This is a genomic window from Oceaniradius stylonematis (assembly GCF_965223445.1).
In the GTDB taxonomy this organism is placed as follows: Bacteria; Pseudomonadota; Alphaproteobacteria; order Rhizobiales; family Rhizobiaceae; genus Roseitalea; species Roseitalea stylonematis.
The window spans coordinates 810,104-830,818 of the sequence record NZ_OZ244994.1; the positions used below are offsets into that span (position 1 = coordinate 810,104).

Annotated in this window: 21 protein-coding genes; 15 read left to right on the forward strand and 6 right to left on the reverse strand. The window is 64.5% G+C overall.

Going from position 1 to position 20,715, the window contains the following annotated elements:
- Positions 1-96: 96 nt before the first annotated feature.
- Complete coding sequence (locus ACOQOU_RS04090) at positions 97-897, forward strand: helix-turn-helix transcriptional regulator (RefSeq protein WP_306025774.1); 801 nt, start codon at positions 97-99, stop codon at positions 895-897.
- Between the two features lie 278 nt (positions 898-1,175).
- Here ACOQOU_RS04090 and ACOQOU_RS04095 read toward each other — a convergent pair whose 3' ends face one another.
- The 3 genes from ACOQOU_RS04095 to ACOQOU_RS04105 all read right to left on the reverse strand — a co-directional run bounded on the left by ACOQOU_RS04095 (position 1,176) and on the right by ACOQOU_RS04105 (position 5,005).
- Positions 1,176-1,850: a hypothetical protein gene (locus ACOQOU_RS04095; RefSeq protein WP_306025773.1), complete on the reverse strand. Its 675-nt coding sequence runs from the start codon at positions 1,848-1,850 to the stop codon at positions 1,176-1,178.
- Between the two features lie 52 nt (positions 1,851-1,902).
- Entirely contained in the window at positions 1,903-2,916 is a 1,014-nt protein-coding gene (locus ACOQOU_RS04100; protein WP_306025772.1) for a CAP domain-containing protein, read from the reverse strand.
- Positions 2,917-3,430: 514 nt separating this feature from the next.
- Entirely contained in the window at positions 3,431-5,005 is a 1,575-nt protein-coding gene (locus tag ACOQOU_RS04105; protein ID WP_375567782.1) for a trimethylamine methyltransferase family protein, read from the reverse strand.
- 342 nt (positions 5,006-5,347) lie between these two features.
- Here ACOQOU_RS04105 and ACOQOU_RS04110 point away from each other — a divergent pair, with 342 nt between their 5' ends.
- Together ACOQOU_RS04110 and alaE are read left to right on the forward strand one after the other, a co-directional pair.
- Entirely contained in the window at positions 5,348-6,049 is a 702-nt protein-coding gene (locus ACOQOU_RS04110; protein ID WP_109766329.1) for a corrinoid protein, read from the forward strand.
- A gap of 21 nt (positions 6,050-6,070) precedes the next feature.
- Entirely contained in the window at positions 6,071-6,532 is a 462-nt protein-coding gene (gene alaE / locus ACOQOU_RS04115; protein ID WP_109766330.1) for an L-alanine exporter AlaE, read from the forward strand.
- A 2-nt stretch (positions 6,533-6,534) separates the two neighbouring features.
- On the opposite strand, the gene ACOQOU_RS04120 is transcribed toward alaE, so the two are convergent.
- Positions 6,535-7,674 (reverse strand): glycosyltransferase, encoded by a 1,140-nt coding sequence (locus ACOQOU_RS04120; RefSeq protein ID WP_306025770.1) that lies wholly within the window; start codon positions 7,672-7,674, stop codon positions 6,535-6,537.
- A gap of 103 nt (positions 7,675-7,777) precedes the next feature.
- Between ACOQOU_RS04120 and ACOQOU_RS04125 the strand changes: the two genes are divergently transcribed.
- The 6 genes from ACOQOU_RS04125 (at position 7,778) to ACOQOU_RS04150 (ending at position 12,345) form a co-directional block, all read left to right on the forward strand.
- Complete coding sequence (locus ACOQOU_RS04125) at positions 7,778-8,416, forward strand: DUF1638 domain-containing protein (RefSeq protein WP_109766331.1); 639 nt, start codon at positions 7,778-7,780, stop codon at positions 8,414-8,416.
- A gap of 77 nt (positions 8,417-8,493) precedes the next feature.
- Positions 8,494-9,150, forward strand: a complete 657-nt coding sequence (locus ACOQOU_RS04130; RefSeq protein ID WP_306025769.1) for an exopolysaccharide biosynthesis protein — start codon at positions 8,494-8,496, stop codon at positions 9,148-9,150.
- On the forward strand, positions 9,151-9,915 hold the full coding sequence (locus ACOQOU_RS04135; RefSeq protein WP_306025768.1) for a formyl transferase: 765 nt from the start codon (positions 9,151-9,153) through the stop codon (positions 9,913-9,915).
- A 96-nt stretch (positions 9,916-10,011) separates the two neighbouring features.
- A complete protein-coding gene (locus ACOQOU_RS04140) occupies positions 10,012-10,323 on the forward strand; it encodes a virulence factor (RefSeq protein WP_306025767.1) in 312 nt (103 codons plus the stop codon).
- 21 nt (positions 10,324-10,344) lie between these two features.
- Entirely contained in the window at positions 10,345-11,223 is an 879-nt protein-coding gene (locus tag ACOQOU_RS04145) for a methylenetetrahydrofolate reductase (RefSeq protein ID WP_306025766.1), read from the forward strand.
- 30 nt (positions 11,224-11,253) lie between these two features.
- A complete protein-coding gene (locus tag ACOQOU_RS04150; protein ID WP_109766335.1) occupies positions 11,254-12,345 on the forward strand; it encodes a methyltetrahydrofolate cobalamin methyltransferase in 1,092 nt (363 codons plus the stop codon).
- A 143-nt stretch (positions 12,346-12,488) separates the two neighbouring features.
- Here the strand turns inward: ACOQOU_RS04150 and ACOQOU_RS04155 are convergent, their stop codons facing one another.
- On the reverse strand, positions 12,489-12,788 hold the full coding sequence (locus ACOQOU_RS04155) for a GIY-YIG nuclease family protein (protein WP_306025765.1): 300 nt from the start codon (positions 12,786-12,788) through the stop codon (positions 12,489-12,491).
- 233 nt (positions 12,789-13,021) lie between these two features.
- On the opposite strand from ACOQOU_RS04155, the gene ACOQOU_RS04160 reads away from it, so the two are divergent.
- The gene (locus ACOQOU_RS04160; RefSeq protein ID WP_306025814.1) at positions 13,022-15,034 is read left to right on the forward strand and encodes an ASKHA domain-containing protein; all 2,013 of its coding nucleotides are present in this window, start codon (positions 13,022-13,024) and stop codon (positions 15,032-15,034) included.
- 6 nt (positions 15,035-15,040) lie between these two features.
- On the opposite strand, the gene ACOQOU_RS04165 is transcribed toward ACOQOU_RS04160, so the two are convergent.
- Positions 15,041-16,162 (reverse strand): carboxylate-amine ligase, encoded by a 1,122-nt coding sequence (locus ACOQOU_RS04165; protein ID WP_306025764.1) that lies wholly within the window; start codon positions 16,160-16,162, stop codon positions 15,041-15,043.
- Between the two features lie 165 nt (positions 16,163-16,327).
- Between ACOQOU_RS04165 and ACOQOU_RS04170 the strand changes: the two genes are divergently transcribed.
- The 5 genes from ACOQOU_RS04170 to ACOQOU_RS04190 all read left to right on the forward strand — a co-directional run bounded on the left by ACOQOU_RS04170 (position 16,328) and on the right by ACOQOU_RS04190 (position 20,707).
- Positions 16,328-17,515 carry an MFS transporter gene (locus ACOQOU_RS04170; protein ID WP_306025763.1) on the forward strand — a complete coding sequence of 396 codons (1,188 nt, stop codon included), beginning with the start codon at positions 16,328-16,330 and terminating at the stop codon, positions 17,513-17,515.
- Positions 17,516-17,792: 277 nt separating this feature from the next.
- Positions 17,793-17,954: a hypothetical protein gene (locus ACOQOU_RS04175; RefSeq protein WP_158585274.1), complete on the forward strand. Its 162-nt coding sequence runs from the start codon at positions 17,793-17,795 to the stop codon at positions 17,952-17,954.
- Between the two features lie 74 nt (positions 17,955-18,028).
- Positions 18,029-18,745 carry a haloacid dehalogenase type II gene (locus ACOQOU_RS04180; protein WP_306025762.1) on the forward strand — a complete coding sequence of 239 codons (717 nt, stop codon included), beginning with the start codon at positions 18,029-18,031 and terminating at the stop codon, positions 18,743-18,745.
- Positions 18,746-18,841: 96 nt separating this feature from the next.
- Positions 18,842-19,852 carry a GlxA family transcriptional regulator gene (locus ACOQOU_RS04185; protein ID WP_306025761.1) on the forward strand — a complete coding sequence of 337 codons (1,011 nt, stop codon included), beginning with the start codon at positions 18,842-18,844 and terminating at the stop codon, positions 19,850-19,852.
- A 27-nt stretch (positions 19,853-19,879) separates the two neighbouring features.
- Positions 19,880-20,707, forward strand: a complete 828-nt coding sequence (locus tag ACOQOU_RS04190; protein WP_306025760.1) for a substrate-binding domain-containing protein — start codon at positions 19,880-19,882, stop codon at positions 20,705-20,707.
- The last annotated feature ends 8 nt before the right edge of the window (positions 20,708-20,715 follow it).

The following is a 20,715-nucleotide window of genomic DNA, read 5'->3' on the forward strand; positions in this document are numbered from 1 at the left end:
CCACGTTGATATGTCGCGAACCTGCGCGTCGGTTGATCCCATATCAATTCCCTGCCACGGAATGGTCTGAACGGCCGGTTGTTGGTAGGCAGGTGTATGAAGAGCGGATCTGCCTCACCCCATTTCGGTGATCTCTTGCGTTCCTGGCGCGCCGATCGGCAACTCTCGCAGGCCGAACTGGCGTTATCGGTCGAGACGCCATCGCGTCACATCAGCTTCCTGGAAACAGGCAGGTCCAAGCCATCGCGTGATATGGTATTTCGCCTTTCGGTAGCGCTGCAAATCCCATTGCGTGATCGAAACCTGTTGCTGCGCGCTGCCGGTTTGGCGGATGCCTACGCCGTGGGCGACATTGCAAGCGATGACATGTCCCCGATTCATGGAGCCGTCATCCGCCTGATGACGGCGCATGACCCCAATCCATCGTTTGCGATCGATCGGTCCTGGGACATCGTAGAGATGAACGCGTCAGCGCGGTTTTTGGTCAGCCAACTGATTGGTGGAACTGCAGCAAGCCTGAACATTCTGGATCTTGCCTTCAGCCCTGACGGACTACGGCCTCATGTTCAAAACTGGGAAGACTTCGCGCGGCAAACGGTGCAGCGCATTCACCGCGAGGCTCTTGGACCGACCGATTTGAGAAATGCCTTGGACAGGATCAAGAGGCATCCAGCTCTGCCCGACAGGTGGTGGAACTTTGACGTAAAATACGCGCCCAATCCTGTCTTTCCGGTCCGCCTCAACATCGGTGGTGCGAAACTCGAACTGTTCTCGGTCATTGCCTCAATAGCGATGCCGACAAATGCGCTGGCACAGGAACTGCGCGTGGAGACTTTCTTCCCAGTCGACGAAGATTCCGAGGCTTTTTTGAAGCGGCTCGTTGACGGTAGTCAATAGGCTCCAAGGCAATGCGTCAGTGCGACGTGGTTGAATGGGCAAAGCAGACGCTTGAGCTTTCGATGGCAAGGGCGGTTTCGTCGGCATAACAGACGTCCCTCACCCCTCGCCCATCCGCCAGACCCCGTCATGCAGCATCTTGCCCACCTTTCGCCGCCCGCCTGTCTCCCTGGCTGTATCGGGATCGCTTCAGCCGAAGGCGTCGGGCATGGAGTCCTTCTTCTGCGCGATGAAGGCCAGCAGCGCCTCGTCGATCGAGGGGTCGGAATGTGCCAATATCAGTCGGTGATCGCACCCTGAAACGGCGTGAAGGTCGGCACGGGAATTTTCCGAAGCATCTCCAGCTCCTGGGCGCTGATGCTGACGATCGACAGATCGATCCTGTCCGCATGATAGGTCGCCGTGGCGTGCGCCTCGGGATCGTTGAAGCCCGAGAACTCCACCGTCAGCACCTGAGAGAACCAGTGCTCGAAGATGCTCTTGTTGGCGAAGGCCCAGACTTCCTCATCGGAATTCCACGGCCAACGGCATTGGTCCTGCACCATTTCGATCTCTTCGGGAAAGAAGAACGGAAACGGATGCCCCGCATTATGGGTGAGGTTCAAGACATAGTCCCATTGGCAGAAATATTGCTCCTTGTTCTCATCGTTATCGCGGTCATCGAGAACCTCGCCCCGCAGCCGGAGGAACCCGTTCGCGCGCTCATCGCCATAGCCGCCGTCTGGCGCCCGGATGTCCACCGAAACGCTGTTGAGGACGCCGCGATGAGCGTTGAGAAACACGCTGAGATCGGTTTCGGAGATCGAGTAGGTCCGTACGATCTCGTCATCGGCAGATGCATCGCCCGGCAGCCCCGTCAGGGCGCCGATCGCAAGCAGGGCCAGGGGTCCCAGCACATGTGCGGCGCGATTGCCGACGGTTGCGGCGCTGCTGGAGGCTGAACGGAGGGTCATGTTTGTGGTCCTCTCTTGTCTTGGATGTGCGAATGGGCCTTTCGCGCGCCGTTCAGCACGGCGGCAGAACGTTCTGCGGAAACTGGCCCTGGTAGTTGCCAGGCGGCGCATAGTTGCAGACCCACAGATCATTGCCCTGGCAGGTGGCCCGGCCGCAGCCGAGTTGTGTTGACGACTTCCAGACGATTTGGGTGAAATGGCCTGTCGACCCTGAAAACCCGGGCTGGCTGTACTGGTAGTTGGCAATCTCGGCGTACCAGGAATCGACCACCTGTGTCGGCGAGTAGTAGCCGGCGGTGCCCATCCACAGATTCTCGCCATATCCCGAACTGCTGTGCACGAAATTGCATTGGTTCGCCCATGCCTGCGCCTGCGCGGCCAGGGCGGGCGACCAGGTCAGCGCGGGCACGCAGTGCCTGTCGCGATGGTTGTTGTGGGCGCTGAGCACCTGCTGCATCTCGGGCGCCACGCCACCCCCGGGCGCAGGCTGTGGCGGCGGTTGCGAGCCCGCTGAGGGCTGGTCTGCCGGTTCGGGTCCGGGCGTGACCGGAACCGGCGCCGGCTGTATGATGTCGACGTTCGACGGCACGACGACATAGGTGAAGGTTTCCCATGCGGCGATGCGGTCGCTGACGGCGGCAAGCAGGCTTTCCTGTCCCACTCCGGCGCGCACATATTTGCCGTTCTGCGCCGATCTCAGCGCGATGCGGCTGCTGCCAAGATCGATCCATTCGAACGTTTCCCAGCCGGCGACGCGGTCGCTGACGGCCCCGAGGAGGCTGTTCGGCCCGCCGCCGGCGCGCACATATTTGCCGCTCAGGACGGCGCGTATCGCAACGCGGGTGCCGTCGATCGGGACCCGTTCGAACGTTTCCCAGTCAGCGATGCGATCGCTGACGGCGCCGAGCAGGCTTTCCTGCCCGCCGCCGGCACGCACATATTTGCCGCTCTGAACCGAGATCAGCGCAAACCGCTCGGCGGCCCGAACCGTGTCGGGCAGCGCAAAAAGGGCGATCCATCCTGTCAGAAAAGAGAGAAGAACGAACCTGTATCCACCGATCCGCATCAGCAGCCATCCATCACTGAAATTCCGCAGGCCAATCATCCGCCGGGCGCCGCAGCGCGCCTTAACCTGCGTCAAGATCGGCGCGAGTGGCGGGTCTCCATCGTCAACGGTGCCCAGGCCTTGCGACAGGCCACCTGCGGGCGGGAGCCGGCGACAGCAACGCCGCCACCGTCATCTGAGATCGGAAATGTCCCCTGATCGCCGTTGCAGGCGTTCTGAAGTCGAGAGCCTCGTCAAGGCAAAACTCAGGACCTGCCGGTGTTTCCGAACGCGATAGCTGCGCAAGCCCTCCAAAGTCCGAAGAAGAATGGTCGCCTTCAGTGCGACAAACGTCCGCTTCACGGCCAGACCGGCCCCTCAGCCGCCACCGGGATGGTCCAGGCCGTCGCGCGCGATCTGCACGCCACGGGTCTGGCTTTCGCCCTCACCCGTCCGCCATCCGCCAGACCTCGTCATGGATGAGGTTGCCGACCCGTCTGCGCCCGCCTGTCTCCCTGGCTGAAGCGGGTTCGCTTCAGCCGAAGGCGTCGGGCATCGACTCTTTCTTCTGCGCGATGAAGGCCAGAAGCGCCTCGTCGATCGCCGGATCCAGATCGGGAGGCTGGTAGGAGGCCAGCCAGTCCCGGCACAGCGCGTTGGCGCGTTCCTCGACGCGCTTGCCGCCCTCGGCCAGCCATTGCTCGAACGAATTGTTGTCGGCGACGGTCGAGCGGTAAAAGGCCGTCTGGAAATTGGCCTGGGTGTGGGCGCATCCCAGATAATGGCTGCCTGGCCCCACCTCGGCGATCGCATCCATCGCCTGGCCGTTGTCGCTCAGGTCGATCCCCTGACTCATTGCCTGCATCACGCCGAGCTGATCGACGTCGATCATGAACTTCTCATAGGACGAGACGAGCCCGCCTTCGAGCCAGCCGGCCGAATGCAGCGCGAAGTTCGTGCCGGCCAGAAGCGTCATGTTGATCGTGTTGGCGCTCTCATGGGCGGCCTGCGCGTCCGGCAGCTTCGCCCCGCACAGCGAACCGCCGGTGCGGAACGGCAGGCCGGCGCGCCGCGCCAGCTGCGCCGCGCCGTAGGAGACGAGCGAGGGTTCGGGCGTGCCAAAGGTCGGCGCTCCCGATTGCATGGAGATCGAGGCCGCGAACGTGCCGAACAGCACCGGCGCGCCCGGCCGGCACAATTGGGTGAACGCAGCGCCCGCGAGCACCTCGGCCAAAACCTGCGTCAGCGTGCCCGCCACCGTGACCGGGCTCATCGCGCCGGCCAGGATGAAGGGCGAGACGATGCAGGCCTGGTTCGCCCGTGCATAGACCTTGGCGGCGCCCAGCATGGTGCCGTCGAACACCAAGGGCGAATTGGCGTTGATCAGATTGATCAGCACGCAATTGTCGTCGACGAAATCGTCGCCGAAGACCAGCTTGGCCATCGCCACCGAATCCTCGGCGCGCTCGGGCGCTGTCACCGACCCCATGAACGGTTTGTCCGAATAGCGGATATGGCTGTAGACCATGTCCAGATGGCGCTTGTTGACCGCGATGTCGACCGGTTCGCAGACCGTGCCGCCCGAATGGTGGATCGACGGCGCCAGATAGGCCAGCTTCACGAAATTGCGGAAATCCTCGATCGTCGCATAGCGCCGCTCGCCTTCAAGATCGCGCACGAAGGGCGGACCGTAGACCGGCGCGAAGACGGTGGCGTCGCCGCCGATCTGCACCGACCGAGCCGGGTTGCGCGCATGCTGGGTGAAGACCGGCGGCGCCGTCTTCAGAAGCTCGCGGCACAGGCCCTTGGGGAAGTGCACGCGCTCGCCCTTGACGTCGGCGCCGGCCTGTTTCCACAGCGCCAGCGCCTCTTCGTCCTCGCGGAACTCGATGCCGGTTTCTTCGAGCACCCGGTCGGCATTGGCCTCGATCAGCGCCAGCCCCTCCTCGCCCAGCACTTCATAGACCGGAATCTTGCGGGTGATGTAGGTCAGTTGCGGGCCAGCGCCGCCGCCCGTGCGCGAAGCACGCCGCGCCGCCGCACCGCCCGAACCGCGGCGTCCGCGCCGCTCGCCGGCCGGCGCCGCCGTCTCCCCTGCGGGCTCTGCCATCTGATCCTGATCCATCTGCCCTTCCCGTCCAATGCAGCGCAGCCGTCATGCCGGCGGCCAAATCGTATGTCCGAACAGTGCCATGTCACGATACCATGTGCGTCCTCGGCTGGTTCGGCGGCGACACGCAACCGCTGTCGTACGGCTCTTGCAAACGAAACAAATAACGATATAAAGATGTTGTTATGTGTTCTATGTCGTAGGTCGGGCCGTTCGCCGCGGCCGCGATGCCGGAGGCGTTTGTCGTATTCGTTTCAGCACGAGTCGCAGTCGCCTCATTTGACAATCGGCAAAAACGCGTAGCATGTCGCGAAACTGCCGGCCGGTTGGGAGACCGCACACATGTCAGACGAAGACGAGATCATCCTGTCGGAACTGTCGGACGACGAGCTTGTCCAGCAGATGCATGACGACCTTTATGACGGTCTGAAGGACGAGATCACCGAGGGCACGCAGATCCTGCTCGATCGCGGCTGGGCGCCCTATGACGTGCTCACCAAGGCTCTGGTCGAGGGTATGCGCATCGTCGGCGAGGATTTCCGCGACGGCATCCTGTTCGTGCCCGAGGTGCTGCTGTCGGCCAATGCGATGAAGGCCGGCATGGCGATCCTGCGCCCGCTGCTTGTCGAGACCGGCGCGCCCAAGCTGGGCAAGATGGTGATCGGCACCGTCAAGGGCGACATTCACGACATCGGCAAGAACCTGGTCGGCATGATGATGGAAGGCGCCGGCTTCGACGTGATCGATCTGGGCATCAACAATCCGGTCGAGAACTATCTCGAGGCGATCGAGAAGGAACAGCCCGACATTGTCGGCATGAGCGCCCTTCTGACGACGACCATGCCCTACATGAAGGTCGTCATCGACACGATGAAGGAAAAGGGCATCCGCGACGATTACGTGGTGCTGGTCGGCGGCGCGCCGCTCAACGAGGAGTTCGGCCGGGCGATCGGCGCCGACGCCTATTGCCGGGACGCCGCGGTTGCCGTCGAGACGGCCAAGATGTTCATGAAGCGCCGCCACAACCAGATGGAAAACGCCTGACCTTCGCCGGGCTTTGGCGCAGTGCTCGAGCGGCTCCGGACCATCGTTTCCCGTGATTTTCTCGCCGATACGACGGCACTCGTGGTGTTCTTCACCATTGCGGGCATCATCAACGAGCGGTTCGTCGCCGGAATGGCCTGGGATGAGGTTGCCCGTTCGCGCGCGATCGGCGCGCCGCTGATGGTGCTGACGGCGCGGCCCTACGGCATCTGGCGGGACTGGGTCATGGCACGCGCCGAAACGTCCGGCCGCATCAGCCGCTTCGCCCACGACGTCGTCGCCCTGCTGCTGTTCCAGGTGCCGATCTACGTTGCGATCATCTATGCGGGCGGCGCGACCGGTGATGCGCTCTGGCGCGGCGCCCTGGGGGCCGCCGTCTACATGCTGGTGCTTGGACGGCCCTATGGCCTGTGGCTGGACGTGGTGCGGCGATGGTTCGGTCTGAAGGGACCTGGCCAGAAGCCCATGTCGTTGGGCGGCTGAACTCAGCCGTCGCGCCAGGTCACCAGCTTGGTGACGGCGAAGTTGAACAGCGCGCTCATCACCGCGCCCGACAGGCCCGCCAGCCAGACCGGCGCACCGAACTCGAATATGCGTTCGGCGACGGCCAGATTGCCCAGCGCGCCGATCGAGCAGATGGCATAGAAGGTCACCAGCCCGCGCCAGAACCGCAGTCCGGCGAGCTTGCGGTGGGCGAAGGTGACCTCGTTGTTGAACGCGAAGTTCGTCGTCATCGCGATATAGGTGGCGATCGTCTGCGACAGGGTGAAGTTCATCCCGGATGCCGACAGGCCGTAAAGAGATGCCATGTGGACCACAAGACCCGACGTGCCGACCAGCGCGAACAGCAGGAACTGCGCCGGCACAAGCCCGCCCGTATAGCGCGAAACGAGAAGGCCCAGAAACTGCACCGTCACCAGAAAGCCAAGCTTGCTCTCGCCGGCCACCCGTTCGCGGAACTCGAACGGCACCTCGCGTATGTCCAGCTCTGCGCCGCGGCGGCTGACAATGTCGAACAGGATCTTGAACCCCTCGCGCGACACCGTGCCCGCGACCGTGTCGGCGACGTCGCGCCGCAGCATGAAGAACCCGCTCATCGGGTCGGTCGTGTAGCTGCCGGTGATCATGTTGGCGAGCGACGTGGCAAGCTCGCTGCCCTTGGCCCGCGATTTCTTGTGGAAGCCGCCGCCGGCCCGGGTTCCGTCGACATAGCGCGAGCCGATCACCAGATCCGCCCCGTCGGCGATCTGGGCAAGCATGACCGGCAGCCGCGTCTCGTCATGCTGCATGTCCGCATCCATGACGGCGACGACCGGCGCGTTGGCCGCCATCATCCCTTCAAGGCAAGCGCCCGAAAGGCCGCGCCGTCCGACCCGGCGGATGCAGCGCACATGGGGATGCGATTTGGCAACCGCGCGGGTGACCGCCGCGGTCCCGTCCGGACTGTCGTCGTCGACGACGATGACCTCATGCGCGATCCCGCCCATCGCATCGGCGATCTTGCCGACGATGACGGGAATGTTCTCGGCTTCATTGTAAGTGGGCAGCACGACCGTCAGTTCCGGCGCCGCTGTCGGCAGGCGCGGATCGCTGTCCAGGTTCGGAGAAATCGTCTGGTGCTTCAAGCGCTGATTCTCGTTTTGCCGTGCCCGCCGGTCCTACACCGGATGACGCAAAGGCGGCAATCGGCTAGGAGATTACAGTTTCGCAATCCTATCGCGCGCCGTGATGCCAAACAGTAAACGACAACCCGCCGCCCAACCCGTCCGCGTCATCGGCTGCGGCATGATCGCGCGCGAAATCCTCGACGTGTGCCGCGCCAACGGGCTCGATCACGTCTCGCTGACCTGTCTGCCGGCCGACTTCCATCACCATCCCGAGCGCATCGCTCCTGCCGTCGATACGGCGATCCAAAGGGCGCGCAATGAGGGCTTCGAGCAGATCTTCGTCGGCTATGCCGATTGCGGCACCGGCGGCGACCTCGACCGTGTCTGCGAAAGACACGGCGTCGAGCGGATCGCCGGTCCGCATTGCTTTTCCTTCTATATCGGCAACGCCGCCTTCGCCGACGCCGATGAAGACGATTACCTGACCACCTTCTTCATGACCGACTTTCTTGCCCGCCATTTCGACACGTTCCTGATACGCCCGCTCGGTCTCGACCGGCATCCCGAATTGCGCGACATGTATTTTGCCCATTACACCCGGCTGCTCTATATCGCCCAGACGGACGACGCCGACCTGACCGAAAAGGCACGGCACGCCGCGGACCGCCTTGGCCTTGCCTTCGAGCGCCGCCTGACCGGCTATGGTGACCTCGCCCCGGCCCTGGTTGCCGCGGCATCGCCGACAGACAAAAGTCTGTAAAGAAAATCGTGTCATGATGGGGCACGAAACGGGATTGACGCCCATGGTGCCAACAGCCAGCCATGACCCAACGGCCGATGTTTGATCAGACCCCCATCGCCGGCGCGGCGGTCGATACGCCGGTCCTGCCGCCATACCGGCCGCGGCCGCTGTCCGTCGTGCTGCGCGAACTGGCCGCGCGCGAACAGGGCGACGTGACGGTGCGCTGCATCCGCAACGCCCTCGCCGACCGTTCGTTCGCCACCTTCCTGGTGTTCACATGCGTGATCAACATGCTGCCCTTCCCGCCCGGCTCCACGGTCGTTCTGGGCGTGCCGATCGTCCTGGTGGCCCTTCAGATGGTCGCCGCCCGCGATACGGTCTGGCTGCCGGAGTTCTTTTTGAAGCGTTCGATGAGCCATGAGAGCTTCGGCCGGATGACCCGCCGCGTCATTCCGCTTCTCGAAAAGCTCGAAACCTGGATTCGTCCACGCCGCTGGCCCTTCTCCAGCCACCGCGCCGCCGAACGGATCGTCGGCCTTTATGCGCTGATCCTGGGCGTGGCGGTGATCATCCCGGTGCCCTTCGGCAACTGGCTGCCAGCCTTTGCCTGCGCGATTTGCGGGCTTGCCCTGTCCGAGCGCGACGGCGGATGGCTTTGGATCGGCATCATCACCGGAGCCATATCCATCCTTGTCATCTTCGCGGTCGTTTTCACGGCCGGCGCGTTCGCACTGCACTGGATGGGCGGCTAGATGCCAGCTTCCATCGCCGTCCTGACCGCCGGCGGCCAGGCGCCGGCGATGATCGTCAACGCGCTCCGCGCGCACTATCGCGACCTCATCGTTTTCAGGGAACCGCCCGAATCGCGCGGCGCGTTCCTCAAGCGCCGCGCCCGCAAACTGGGCTGGCTCCAGATCGCGGGACAATTTCCGGTCATGGTCGGCTCGCGCCTCTCAAAGAAGATGCTCGACGCCCGCTTTGCCGAACTTGAAACCCGGTATGGCGTGTCGATGACGCTGCCGGATGCGCTGGACGTGCGCCCTGTTCCGTCCGGCAACGATCCCGCCTTCATTCAGGCTCTTGAAGCGGCCGCACCCGACCTCTTGTTTCTGGTCGGCGCCCGGATGCTCAAGCGGTCGACGCTCGACGCCATCGCCTGTCCGGTCGTCAACTTCCATGCCGGCATTACGCCGCACTATCGCGGTCTGAACGGCGGCTACTGGGCGCTGGCCGAGGGCCGGCCGGATCTCTACGGCGGCACCATTCACCGCGTCGATGCGGGCGTCGATACCGGAGCGGTCATCGCCCAGAAGGTTTGCGAGCCCGGGCCTTCGGACACCATATTCACGCACCAGCATGTCATCACAGCGCAATGCGCCGAACTTTGCGCGGCGGCTGTCGACGAAGCGCTGGCGGGCCGCGTGATGGACCCGCAGCCGGCAGGCCCGTCGCGGCAATACTACCATCCGACCCTTTGGGGCTGGATCGGCACGGGTCTGCGACGCGGCGTGTGGTAGGTGCGACAGCCTGTCGCTTTTGGATTTGAGCGCGTCGCCCGCAAGGAAGCCGCGCACCGTGATCTCCAACATTGTCATCGCTGAAAGGACTTCGAATTGGCTGACCGGATCATCGTCTACTGGCGCGACATTCCTGCCCAGGTGATTGTGAAGAAACGGCGCGACGCCGCGAAGCGCGAACTGTCGCTGCGTTTCACCGAGGCGATCGACATGTGCGCCATGCGCGTCGGCGCAAGGGATAGCGATGCCTATCTCGCCGAGTGGCGCAAGGGCGATCCCGAAAAGGTCAGCGACGATCTGGAGGCCGAGGCCGACAAGGCGGCCAGGACTCTTGAAGACGACTATACGCCCGAACGTCTGAAGGCCCTGATCAAGGCCGAGGGGTTCGAGACCGACAACGCCGCATAGCGGCACAACGGAACCGGTGCCATGAACCAGCCGCGCATACCCGCCTCGATCGAGGTCGCTCCCAAACAGGCCATCGAATCGGCCGACCTGCCCGGCCTGTTTCCGCCCGGCACGCGCGTCTACATCACCGATGTCGGCTCCGACCCCTCTCCCACGCTCGTCCGCGCGGCACGGCGCGTGCGCGAGCTTGGATACGAGCCGGTGCCGCATTTCGCATCGCGCCGGCTGACCACCCGCACCGCGCTCGATGAGCGCGTCAGGGCGACCGTTGCCGAAGCGGGCGTCACCGACATTCTGGTGATCGGCGGCGGTCTGGAAAGACCCGCAGGCGCCTTCACCTCGACGATGGAAGTGCTGGAGACCGGCATTTTCGACGCCAACGGCATCACCGATATCGGCATAGCCGGCCATCCCGAAGGATCGCCCGATTTCAACGAACAGGTGGCGCTGGAAGCGCTGCGCCTGAAGAAGAATTTCGGCGAGCGCACCGGCGCGCGGATGCGCATCGTCACCCAGTTCGGCTTCGATGGCGAGAGATTTGCGCGCTGGGCCAACGGCTTGCGTGACAATGGCATCGACATGCCGGTGCATCTGGGCGTCGCCGGGCCGGCCAAGGTAACAACGCTGATCAAGTTCGCCGCCATGTGCGGCGTCGGCAATTCGCTGAGCTTCTTCAAGCGCAACACGCGCTCGATCGCCACGCTGGCCACCTCCCATTCGCCCGAAAGCGTCGTCGGCCCGATCGAACAGGCCTGGCACGACAATCCCACCGGCGCCATCCGCCAGATCCACGTTTTTCCGTTCGGCGGCATCAAAAAAGCCGCAGAGTGGCTTGATCAGCGCGGCTCATGGGATATAAAGACATCTTTATATCCTCATGTTCAATCGAACGGCCACTGACAAACGTCACGCGTTGGGACCCACATCATCATGACACGCACCGTTGTCGCCTCCGCGACCAAGGAAACCATCATCGGCTTCGACCAGCCCTTTTGCGTGATCGGCGAGCGGATCAATCCGACCGGCCGCAAGGTGCTCAATGAGGAGCTGGAGCGCGACGACTTTTCGCGCGTGGAAGCCGATGCGATTGCGCAGGTGGCAGCGGGTGCAACCGTGCTCGACATCAATTCCGGCGCGGTCTTCTCCGGCAAGATGGCCGAGGACCCGCGCTACGCCGACAACAATTTCGTCGAACCGATGCTGATGCCCAAGCTCATCGAGGTCGTCCAGAACGTCACCGACTGCCCCTTGTGCATCGATTCCTCGGTGCCCGGCGCGCTGGAAAACGGTCTGAAGGCCGCCAAGGGCCGCCCGCTTCTCAATTCGGTCACCGGCGAGGAAGAGCGGCTGGAACTCGTCCTGCCGCTGGTCAAGAAATACGATGTGCCGGTCGTTGCGATCTCCAACGACGACACCGGCATTTCCGAGGATCCGGACGTGCGCTTCGCCGTTGCCAAGAAAATCGTCGAGCGCGCCGCCGATTACGGCATTCCTGCCCACGACATCGTCGTCGACCCGCTCGTCATGCCGATCGGCGCCATGGCGACCGCCGGCCATCAGGTGTTCACGCTGGTGCGCCGCCTGCGCGAGGAACTGGGCGTCAACACCACCTGCGGCGCGTCCAACATCTCGTTCGGTCTTCCCAACCGGCACGGCATCAACAACGCGTTCCTGCCCATGGCGTTCGCCGCCGGCATGACCAGCGCGATCATGAACCCCGTCGCGCTGCCGGTCGGCCCGACGAAAATCGCCGAAAAGCGGGCCGAAGTCGAAGCCGCCGGCATCGTTCTGCCGCCGGACATGGACGACGAGACCTTTGTCCGGCTGTTCGGCCTCGGCTCGACCAAGCCCCGCCCGGGCAAGGAGATGGAGGCCATCCGCGCCGCCAACTTCCTGCTCAATCACGATGATGGCGGCGGCGACTGGATCAAGTTCAACAAGCCCGCCTCCGCCTCGGCAGCCAACACCAATGCCCGCGCCGGCGGCCGTCGTGGTGGCCGTGCTGCACGTGCGCGGGGGTGAACCCGGTTCTTCCCTCCCCCTTGAGGGGGGAGGGATGTGAGCACATCGGGGTTAGGAAAAACTCGGAAGCCAGCACCCTCATCCTGAGGTGCGACGCTGAGCATACCGAAGCGGAGCCTCGAAGGGCGAGGGTGCGGCGGCGCTCAATCCGGGTTCAGATGACCCCGACGCGACAAGTCAGGAAGGTCTTCGTAATGCAGACGGATCAATGCTTCCTTTTTGCGCCGCGACCAGCCCTTGATCTGCCTCTCGCGCGCTATCGCGTCCAGCAGACGATCATAAGTTTCGGTGAATACGAGCGTGACAGGTCGTCGTGTCCCGGTATAGCTTCGATCATCCGGCAGATTGTTATGCTCCCATACACGAGCCTCCACCGGTTGCTTGGTCAGGCCGGTGTAGTAGGAGCCATCAGCACAGCGCAAGATGTACACCGTCGCTTCCATGCTGCCAATTCCCCTCGCCCTTCGAGGCTCGCTGCGCTCGCACCTCAGGATGAGGGAAATTGCGGCCGACGGTCAATCTGGCGGCCTTTCCTAAAGCGGATTTTGATGCAGTTCATGAAAGTTACAATGCTGTCGCACCCTCATCCTGAGGTGCGAGCGCAGCGAGCCTCGAAGGGCGAGGGTGCGATACAGGGAACTAACACGTGACCACCCAAGACCCCCTTGTCCTGTTCATGCCCTCCGGCCGCCGCGGGCGCTTTCCCAAGGGAACGCCGGTGCTCGACGCCGCGCGTGACCTCGGCGTCTATGTGGAATCGGTCTGTGGCGGGCGTGGCATTTGCGGGCGCTGCCAGGTGGAAGTGGCCGAAGGGCGGTTCGCCAAGCACGGCATCACATCGTCAAGCGATCACATCTCCGCCTTCGGCGCCAAGGAACAGCGCTATGCCGAAAAGCGCGACCTGAAGGACGGCCGGCGCCTGTCCTGCTCGGCGACCGTTCAGGGCGATCTTGTCATCGACGTGCCCGCCGATGCGCAGGTCAACACGCAGATCGTCCGCAAGGCTGCCGACACCAAGGTCTTCCCGCGCAATCCCGCGCTCCAGCTCTGTTATGTCGAGGTCGAAGAACCCGACATGCACAAGCCGCTGGGCGATCTCGACCGGCTGTTCGCCGCGCTGCGCGACCAATGGGGCTTTGACGCCCTCAACGCCGACCCGCATTTGCTACCGCAGGTGCAATCGATCCTGCGCAAGGGCCAGTGGCAGGTCACCGCCGCCGTCCACCAGCCCGAAACGGACGGCCCGGCCACCCTCGTGGCGGTCTATCCCGGGCTGAAGAACGAAGCCTACGGCATTGCCTGCGACATCGGCTCGACGACCATCGCACTGCATCTGGTCTCGCTACTCTCGGGGCTGACGATTGCCTCATCGGGAACGTCAAACCCGCAGATCCGCTTCGGCGAGGACCTGATGAGCCGCGTCTCCTACGTGATGATGAACCCGGACGGGCGCGAGGCGATGACCAAGGCCGTGCGCGACGCGGTCAACGAACTGGTCGGCGAAACGGTCGAGACATCGGGAATCGACCGGGCCGACATTCTCGATGCGGTGTTCGTCGGCAACCCGATCATGCATCACCTCTTCCTCGGCATCGACCCGACCGAACTGGGCGGTGCGCCCTTCGCGCTGGCCGTTTCCGATGCGGTCGCAATGCCGGCCCGCGCCAACGGGCTCGATCTGGGCGAAGGCGCCCGGCTCTACATGCTGCCCTGCATCGCCGGCCATGTCGGCGCCGATGCCGCAGCCGCCACCCTGTCCGAAGGCCCGCATCGCTCCGACGACATCATGCTGCTGGTCGATGTCGGCACCAATGCCGAGATCGTGCTCGGCAACAAGGACCATACGGTCGCCGCCTCCTCGCCGACGGGGCCCGCCTTCGAGGGCGCGGAAATCTCGTCCGGCCAGCGCGCCGCGCCCGGCGCCATTGAGCGCGTCCGCATCGATCCGGTGACTTTCGAGCCGCGCTTCCGCGTCATCGGCGTCGATGTCTGGTCCGACGAGCCCGGCTTTGCCGACGCCGCCGAAACCTCCGGCGTCACCGGCATTTGCGGCTCGGGCATCATCGAGGTCGTCGCCGAGATGTTCCTTGCGGGCATCATCTCCGAGGATGGCGTCATCGACGGCACGCTGGCGCCCAAATCGCCGCGCATCATCGCCGACGGCCGCACCTTCTCCTACGTGCTGCACGAGGGCGCGCAGACGATCACCGTGACCCAGAACGACATTCGCGCCATCCAGCTCGCCAAGGCGGCGCTTTATGCCGGCATCAAGCTTCTGATGGACAGGATGGGGCTGACCACCATCGACCGGATCCGCTTTGCCGGCGCGTTCGGCACTTTCATCGACCCGAAATATGCGATGGTGCTCGGCCTGATCCCCGATTGCGATCTCGAAAACGTCAAGGCGGTCGGCAACGCGGCGGGCACCGGCGCGCGCATGGCGCTGATCAACCGCGACTATCGCCGCGAGATCGAACAGACCGTCCGCCGTATCGACAAGATCGAGACGGCGCTGGAGGCGAAGTTCCAGGACCATTTCGTCGCCGCCATGGCCCTGCCCAACAAGCAAGATGCGTTTCCGCGCCTGTCCCAGGCCGTCAGGCTGCCGGCGAAAAAGCCGCAGGCGGCCAATGACGAGCCGGGCGGCAACACGCCGCGCCGCCGCGGCGGCCGACGCCGGCGGGGGTGATGGCCTTCACAAGTCCGCGTGGAATTCCTCGATCAGATGGGTGACGACAGCGCGCGTGATCGTATCGGGATCGTCCGAACCGACCTCTGAGCGCACCGCCCGCTGCCGCGTCGCGCTGGTGCCGGTCAGCATGATGTCGCGCAACACGTCCATCTGCCGCATCGTGCCGAGCACGGCCAGGTCCGGCGTGACCAGGTCGATCAGCTCGTCGAGCAATTGTGCGCAGGGCACAACCTCGCCCTTGCCATAGTCGATCAGCCCTTCGGTGATGCCGTAACGCTGCGCCCGCCAGCGGTTTTCGCTGATCAGGAACCGGTCATAGACCCGCCAGCGCATGTTCTGCTGGCGCAGCCGCCAAAGCATGCGCGTGATCGCCTGCACGAGCGCTGCGATCGCGATCGTGTGGTCAAGCCTTGGCGACATGTCGCAAATGCGCGTTTCCAACGTGGGAAAACGGCATGAGGGCCGCAGATCCCACCAGACCTTCGATGTGTCCTCGATCAGGCCCGCCTTGATCAGAACGCCGGTGGTGCGCTCATACTCGCCGAAACTGCCGAAATGCGGCGGCAGGCCGGTGCGCGGCAGATTGTCGAAGACCCCGAGCCGGTAGGAGGCAAGGCCCGTATCCTGCCCCTGCCAGAAGGGCGACGAGGTCGACAGCGCAAGAAGGTGCGGCAGGAAATAGCAAAGCTGCGCCATCAGATCGACGCGCAGCGCATCGTCGTCGATGCCCACATGCACATGCATGCCGCAGATCAGCAGCCGGCGGGCCATCGCCGCCATCTCGACGCGCAGATCGTTGTAGCGCTCCTTGTCCGTGTGGTGCTGCTTGTTCCACTCCGCAGAGGGATGGCAGGAGACCGCAATCGGCACCCGATTGAACTCGGCCGCCCGCCGCGCCACCGTGCTGCGCAGGCGGCGCAGGTCGTCGCGCGCCTCGCCGGCGGTCCCGCAGACACGCGTGCCCACTTCCACCTGGCACTGAAGATATTCCGGGCTGACCTGCTTTTGCAGGTCCTTCTGGAGCACGTCCATCAGCGCATCGGGCGCTTCGGCCAGTGTCAGCGTATCCGCATCGACCAGCAGATACTCTTCCTCGATCCCGATGGTGAAGCTCGGCGTGTTCAACAGCTATGACGTCCCTCTCCGCGCCCCGCACCATAACCAAGCCTTGGCCCGATGCAAAAGCCGATAAATGCGGCAGACCTTTACCGCCACGGCCAACGCGCCATGGATCAAATGGTTCAGAAAAATTCGTTTCGCCGATTGGGTTTCAGCGGCTAGGGCAGGCCGATGCGCCGACTGTTCTCATCACCCCTGTTTCTGGTTCTCGCGCTCTGGCTGGCCGGCCTTGGCTGCGCGGCCCAGTTCGCCAAGATGGCCGTGATCCTGCCCGCGCTTCAGGACCATTATGGCGAGACCGGCGTGGCCTCGGGCTTTCTGGTCTCGCTGATCGCGCTGATGGGAATCGTGCTGGGGCTCGTCGCCGGTGTCCTTGCCATCCGCATCGGGCTGCGGCGGCTGCTCCTGACCGGGATCGTGCTCGGCGCTGTCGTTTCCTTCATCCAGGCCACTATGCCGCCCTTTTCATGGATGCTGGCGATCCGGTTCGTGGAGGGCCTGTCGCACCTCGCCATCGTCGTCGCCACGCCGACATTGATCGCGCAGATCACGCCGGCCCGGCATCAGGGCGCGGCACTGACGTTGTGGGGCACGTTCTTCGGTGTCGCATTCGCAGCCGCCGCGCTCATCGCGCCCGCCCTTGTGAGCGCCGGCGGTCCGGGTGCGGTTTTTTTGGCGCACGGCGTCTATATGGCCGTCTTCGCCGTGCTGCTGGCCCTCGTGCTGCCGCGCCCTGCCCCGCTCGCCGTGGCCGCGCCGCCGCTCGGCCCGCGCCAACTCATTGCCCGTCACATCGACATCTACACATCGCCGACGATCGGCGCGCCGGCGATCGGCTGGGTGTTCTACACACTGACCTTTGTGGCCCTGCTCGCCGTTCTGCCGCCATTCATCGATGCTGAGCAGCGCGTCCTTGCGACGGCGCTGATGCCGCTTGCCAGCATCGTCTCCTCGATGACGCTGGGCGTCTTCCTGCTGCGCTACGTGCCGGCCACCACGGTGGTCCAGATCGGCTTCGTGGCGGCGGCGGTCTTCGGCGCGCTTTTCGCTGTTGCCGGGCCGGCGGCATGGCTGGCGGTGGCGCTGTTTGCCTGCCTGGGCCTCGTGCAGGGCGCCAGCTTCGCCGCTGTGCCGCAACTCAACGCCGGCACGGCCGACCGGGCGCTGGCCAATGGCGGGCTGGCCCAGACCGGCAATCTGGGCAACACGACCGGAACGCCGCTTCTGATCGCCATCATCGCCGTCACCGGATTTACCGGCGTGCCCTGGTTCCTGCTTGGCTGCTATCTGATCGCCATCGGCGCCAATGCCGCATTGGCACGGCGCCGGCGCCAGGCAGGTTCAGGGGCTGTTTCTTAACGCCCTGTTTACCCTTGCCGAACGGCGGCGTTCGGGTGGCGCAAAATTCATATCCGACTTCGCATTTGTCATCGCAATTCCGTCACACAAGGCCCATATGCGGGCCATGAGCCGCCCCAACGGGGACGTCGATATCGGGTCGGACCCAACCGCCCGACAAGCGTCCTGATAATAGCCGGCGGGTTCCTGCCAAACGACGGGTCCAAACCGTCGTCGGAACCGTCCGGTCGCGCCAAGGCTGCTCCGTGTGAAATGGCAAACCGCATGGAGTGATGAAATGTCCATTTTTGCGAAATTCTTCCGCGTCGGCACCCTGACCGCCTACGCTCCCACCAACGGCGCAAACCTGACAACCGCGTTCGAACGCAATCGCCTGGGCCGCACCATGCCCGGCGAGACCGCCGCGCGCGCCGGCTCGCGCTACGGCCTGTTCGTCTGACGGGACCATGATCGCCGCTCACAGCCGGTCGCGTCGGGCTTGACGCGGCCGGCTTCCGCATGCCTTGACACATCATGATCAGGGCTGCGCTTTTCGATGTCTACGGCACCTGTGTGGACTGGCATACCGGCATGCGAACCGCTGCCGAACGCATGCTCGCCGAAAAGGGCCTCGATACCGGCGCGGGACGCGCCATCGCCGAAGGCTGGCGGCGGCGCTATCAGCCATCGATGGACCGCGTCCGCTCCGGGCGCGACCCCTACCGCCCGCTCGACGCGATCCAGATCGAAACACTCGACGACGTGCTGGACGAGATGAACCTGTCGCATCATGTCGATGCCGGCGACCGCGCCGCCCTCAACGCGGCATGGGATGCCCTGCCCGCATGGCCGGACACAGCGGAAAGCCTGCGAAGACTGGCAAGCGTGATGCCGGTTGCCGCCTGCTCGAACGGATCACGGGCGATGATGGCGCGCCTTGCCGATCATGCCGGCCTGACATGGACGACGATTGCGGGCGCCGAACTGGCGCGGACCTTCAAGCCCGAACCGGCCGTCTATCTCAAATCCTGCGCGGCGCTGGGGACAAGCCCGGCCGAATCGGTGATGGTGGCCTGCCATGACGACGATCTGGACGCGGCCGCCGCGTGCGGGCTCGCCACCGCCTTTGTGCCGCGTCCGGCCGAGTGGGGCGCTGACGCCTCGCCCGAGCCGGTCGATACCGGCCGATTCACCTTCCACGCCGATACGCTCTGCGCGCTGGTGGACCGCATCGCGCGCGCTTCGGCGTGAAAAAACGTTGCGCGGCGCGCCGGTGGCTGATTGTGTGTCGGCCAGATGACATTGTCCACGTACGCCTTGCGCGTGCGGCCTGATGGGAGCCGGGTCATGGACGAAAGCAAGCCGGGCACACGGGCGCCGACGCGCACCATCGTGTTCTTCCTCGTGCCGGAATTCACGATGATCGCCTTCACGTCGGCCGTCGAGGCATTGCGCTCGGCCAACCGCATGCTGGGCTATGACGCCTATGTGTGGCGACTGGCGAGCGAGACGGGCGAACCGGTCACCGCGTCGAACGGCGTCCAGGTGTCCGTGCACGCCGCCATCGAGGGCGAGCGGCGCATGATCTCCAAACCCGACCGGGCGTCGCTGTTCCTGGTTTGCGGCGGCGTCAATGTGGAAAGCCACACCACCAAGGCGGCGACGGGCATCGTGCGCGAGATGCATGCGCGAGGCATCGGCGTCGGCGGCCTTTGCACCGGCGCCCACGTGATCGCGTCCGCCGGGCTGCTCAGCGGGCGCCGCTGCGCCATTCACTGGGAGAACCTTCCGGGTTTTTCGGAAAAATTCCCCAAGGCCGAGGTCTATGCCGACCTGTTCGAGGTCGACGGCAACATCTACACCTGCGCCGGAGGCACCGCCGCTCTGGACATGATGCTGTCGCTGATCGCCGAGGATTTCGACGACGATCTGGTCAACCGCGTCTGCGAACAGATGCTGACCGACCGCGTGCGCGCGGCGACCGATCGCCAGCGCCTGCCGCTGCGCGCCCGGCTCGGCGTGCAGAACGCGCGCGTCCTGTCCATCATCGAACTGATGGAAGCCAATCTCTCCGAGCCGCTGTCGCTTCTGGAGATCGCCGACCATGTCGGCCTGTCGCGCCGGCAGATCGAACGGCTTTTCCGGCAGGAGATGGGCCGTTCGCCCGCGCGCTATTATCTGGAAATACGGCTCGATCGCGCCCGCCATCTCCTGGTCCAGTCGACAATGCCCGTCGTCGAGGTGGCGATTGCCTGCGGTTTCGTCTCCGCGTCGCATTTCTCAAAGTGCTATCGCGAACTTTATGCCAAGTCGCCGCAACAGGAACGGGCCGAGCGCAAGCAACTGCTCGTCGCCTGATCCACGGTCCCGACCCCCGGAGCGATGATGTCCGCATATCTGCGTTTCGCCGCCGTCCTTCTTCTGGCGCTGATCGCCATCGCCCCCGCCAACGCGGCGGAGAAGCGTTTCCTTCTGGCCACCACCACTTCGACCGAGAATTCCGGCCTTCTGGATGCGATCATCCCGCAATTTGCAGCCGAAACGGGCATTGCCATCGATGTCGTCGCGGTCGGCACCGGGCAGGCCCTGGAAATGGGCCGGCGCGGCGATGCCGCCGCTATCCTGGTTCACGACCGGATCGGCGAGGATGCGTTCGTCGCCGCCGGTCACGGCTCCGACCGCCGCGACGTCATGTACAATGATTTCGTCATCATCGGCCCTCGGGACGACCCCGCCGATCTGGCCGGAGCGTCGGACACGGCGCAGGCTATGACGAGGATTGCCGACAGCGGCGCGGTGTTCGTCTCCCGCGGCGACGACAGCGGCACCCACCGCAAGGAACTGCGCCTTTGGGCCGAGGCGGCGCTCGATCCGGCCACGTTCGGCGCCTGGTATCGCGAGGCGGGTGCCGGCATGGGCCAGACCATCCTGACGACCACGCAGATGGGCGGCTACACCATGACCGACCGGGCGACCTGGGTGAAGTTCGGCCGCAAGGACGGTCATGTGATCGTCTTCGAGGAAGACCCGCCCCTGTTCAATCCCTATGCCTCGATCGTCGTTACCAACGAAGCGGTTCCCGCCGACGAAACCAGATGGGCCACCCGATGGCACGAATGGCTGACCAGCGAGACCGGCCGCGATGCGATCCGGGCCTACACCGTCGATGGCCAGCAGCTCTTCTTCATCGCCGGCGACGAAGAGGCGGGCTGACCGCTTCG

Coding starts and splice junctions, on each gene's coding strand:
- ACOQOU_RS04155 (WP_306025765.1), bottom strand. CDS start 12,788: ATGGAAGCGACGGTGTACATCTTGCGCTGTGCTGATGGCTCCTACTAC.
- ACOQOU_RS04160 (WP_306025814.1), top strand. CDS start 13,022: ATGCCCTCCGGCCGCCGCGGGCGCTTTCCCAAGGGAACGCCGGTGCTC.
- ACOQOU_RS04150 (WP_109766335.1), top strand. CDS start 11,254: ATGACACGCACCGTTGTCGCCTCCGCGACCAAGGAAACCATCATCGGC.
- ACOQOU_RS04125 (WP_109766331.1), top strand. CDS start 7,778: ATGCCAAACAGTAAACGACAACCCGCCGCCCAACCCGTCCGCGTCATC.
- ACOQOU_RS04170 (WP_306025763.1), top strand. CDS start 16,328: ATGCGCCGACTGTTCTCATCACCCCTGTTTCTGGTTCTCGCGCTCTGG.
- ACOQOU_RS04130 (WP_306025769.1), top strand. CDS start 8,494: ATGTTTGATCAGACCCCCATCGCCGGCGCGGCGGTCGATACGCCGGTC.
- ACOQOU_RS04105 (WP_375567782.1), bottom strand. CDS start 5,005: ATGGCAGAGCCCGCAGGGGAGACGGCGGCGCCGGCCGGCGAGCGGCGC.
- ACOQOU_RS04100 (WP_306025772.1), bottom strand. CDS start 2,916: ATGCGGATCGGTGGATACAGGTTCGTTCTTCTCTCTTTTCTGACAGGA.
- ACOQOU_RS04135 (WP_306025768.1), top strand. CDS start 9,151: ATGCCAGCTTCCATCGCCGTCCTGACCGCCGGCGGCCAGGCGCCGGCG.
- ACOQOU_RS04180 (WP_306025762.1), top strand. CDS start 18,029: ATGATCAGGGCTGCGCTTTTCGATGTCTACGGCACCTGTGTGGACTGG.
- ACOQOU_RS04190 (WP_306025760.1), top strand. CDS start 19,880: ATGTCCGCATATCTGCGTTTCGCCGCCGTCCTTCTTCTGGCGCTGATC.
- ACOQOU_RS04185 (WP_306025761.1), top strand. CDS start 18,842: ATGGACGAAAGCAAGCCGGGCACACGGGCGCCGACGCGCACCATCGTG.
- ACOQOU_RS04175 (WP_158585274.1), top strand. CDS start 17,793: ATGTCCATTTTTGCGAAATTCTTCCGCGTCGGCACCCTGACCGCCTAC.
- ACOQOU_RS04095 (WP_306025773.1), bottom strand. CDS start 1,850: ATGACCCTCCGTTCAGCCTCCAGCAGCGCCGCAACCGTCGGCAATCGC.
- ACOQOU_RS04145 (WP_306025766.1), top strand. CDS start 10,345: ATGAACCAGCCGCGCATACCCGCCTCGATCGAGGTCGCTCCCAAACAG.
- ACOQOU_RS04090 (WP_306025774.1), top strand. CDS start 97: ATGAAGAGCGGATCTGCCTCACCCCATTTCGGTGATCTCTTGCGTTCC.
- ACOQOU_RS04110 (WP_109766329.1), top strand. CDS start 5,348: ATGTCAGACGAAGACGAGATCATCCTGTCGGAACTGTCGGACGACGAG.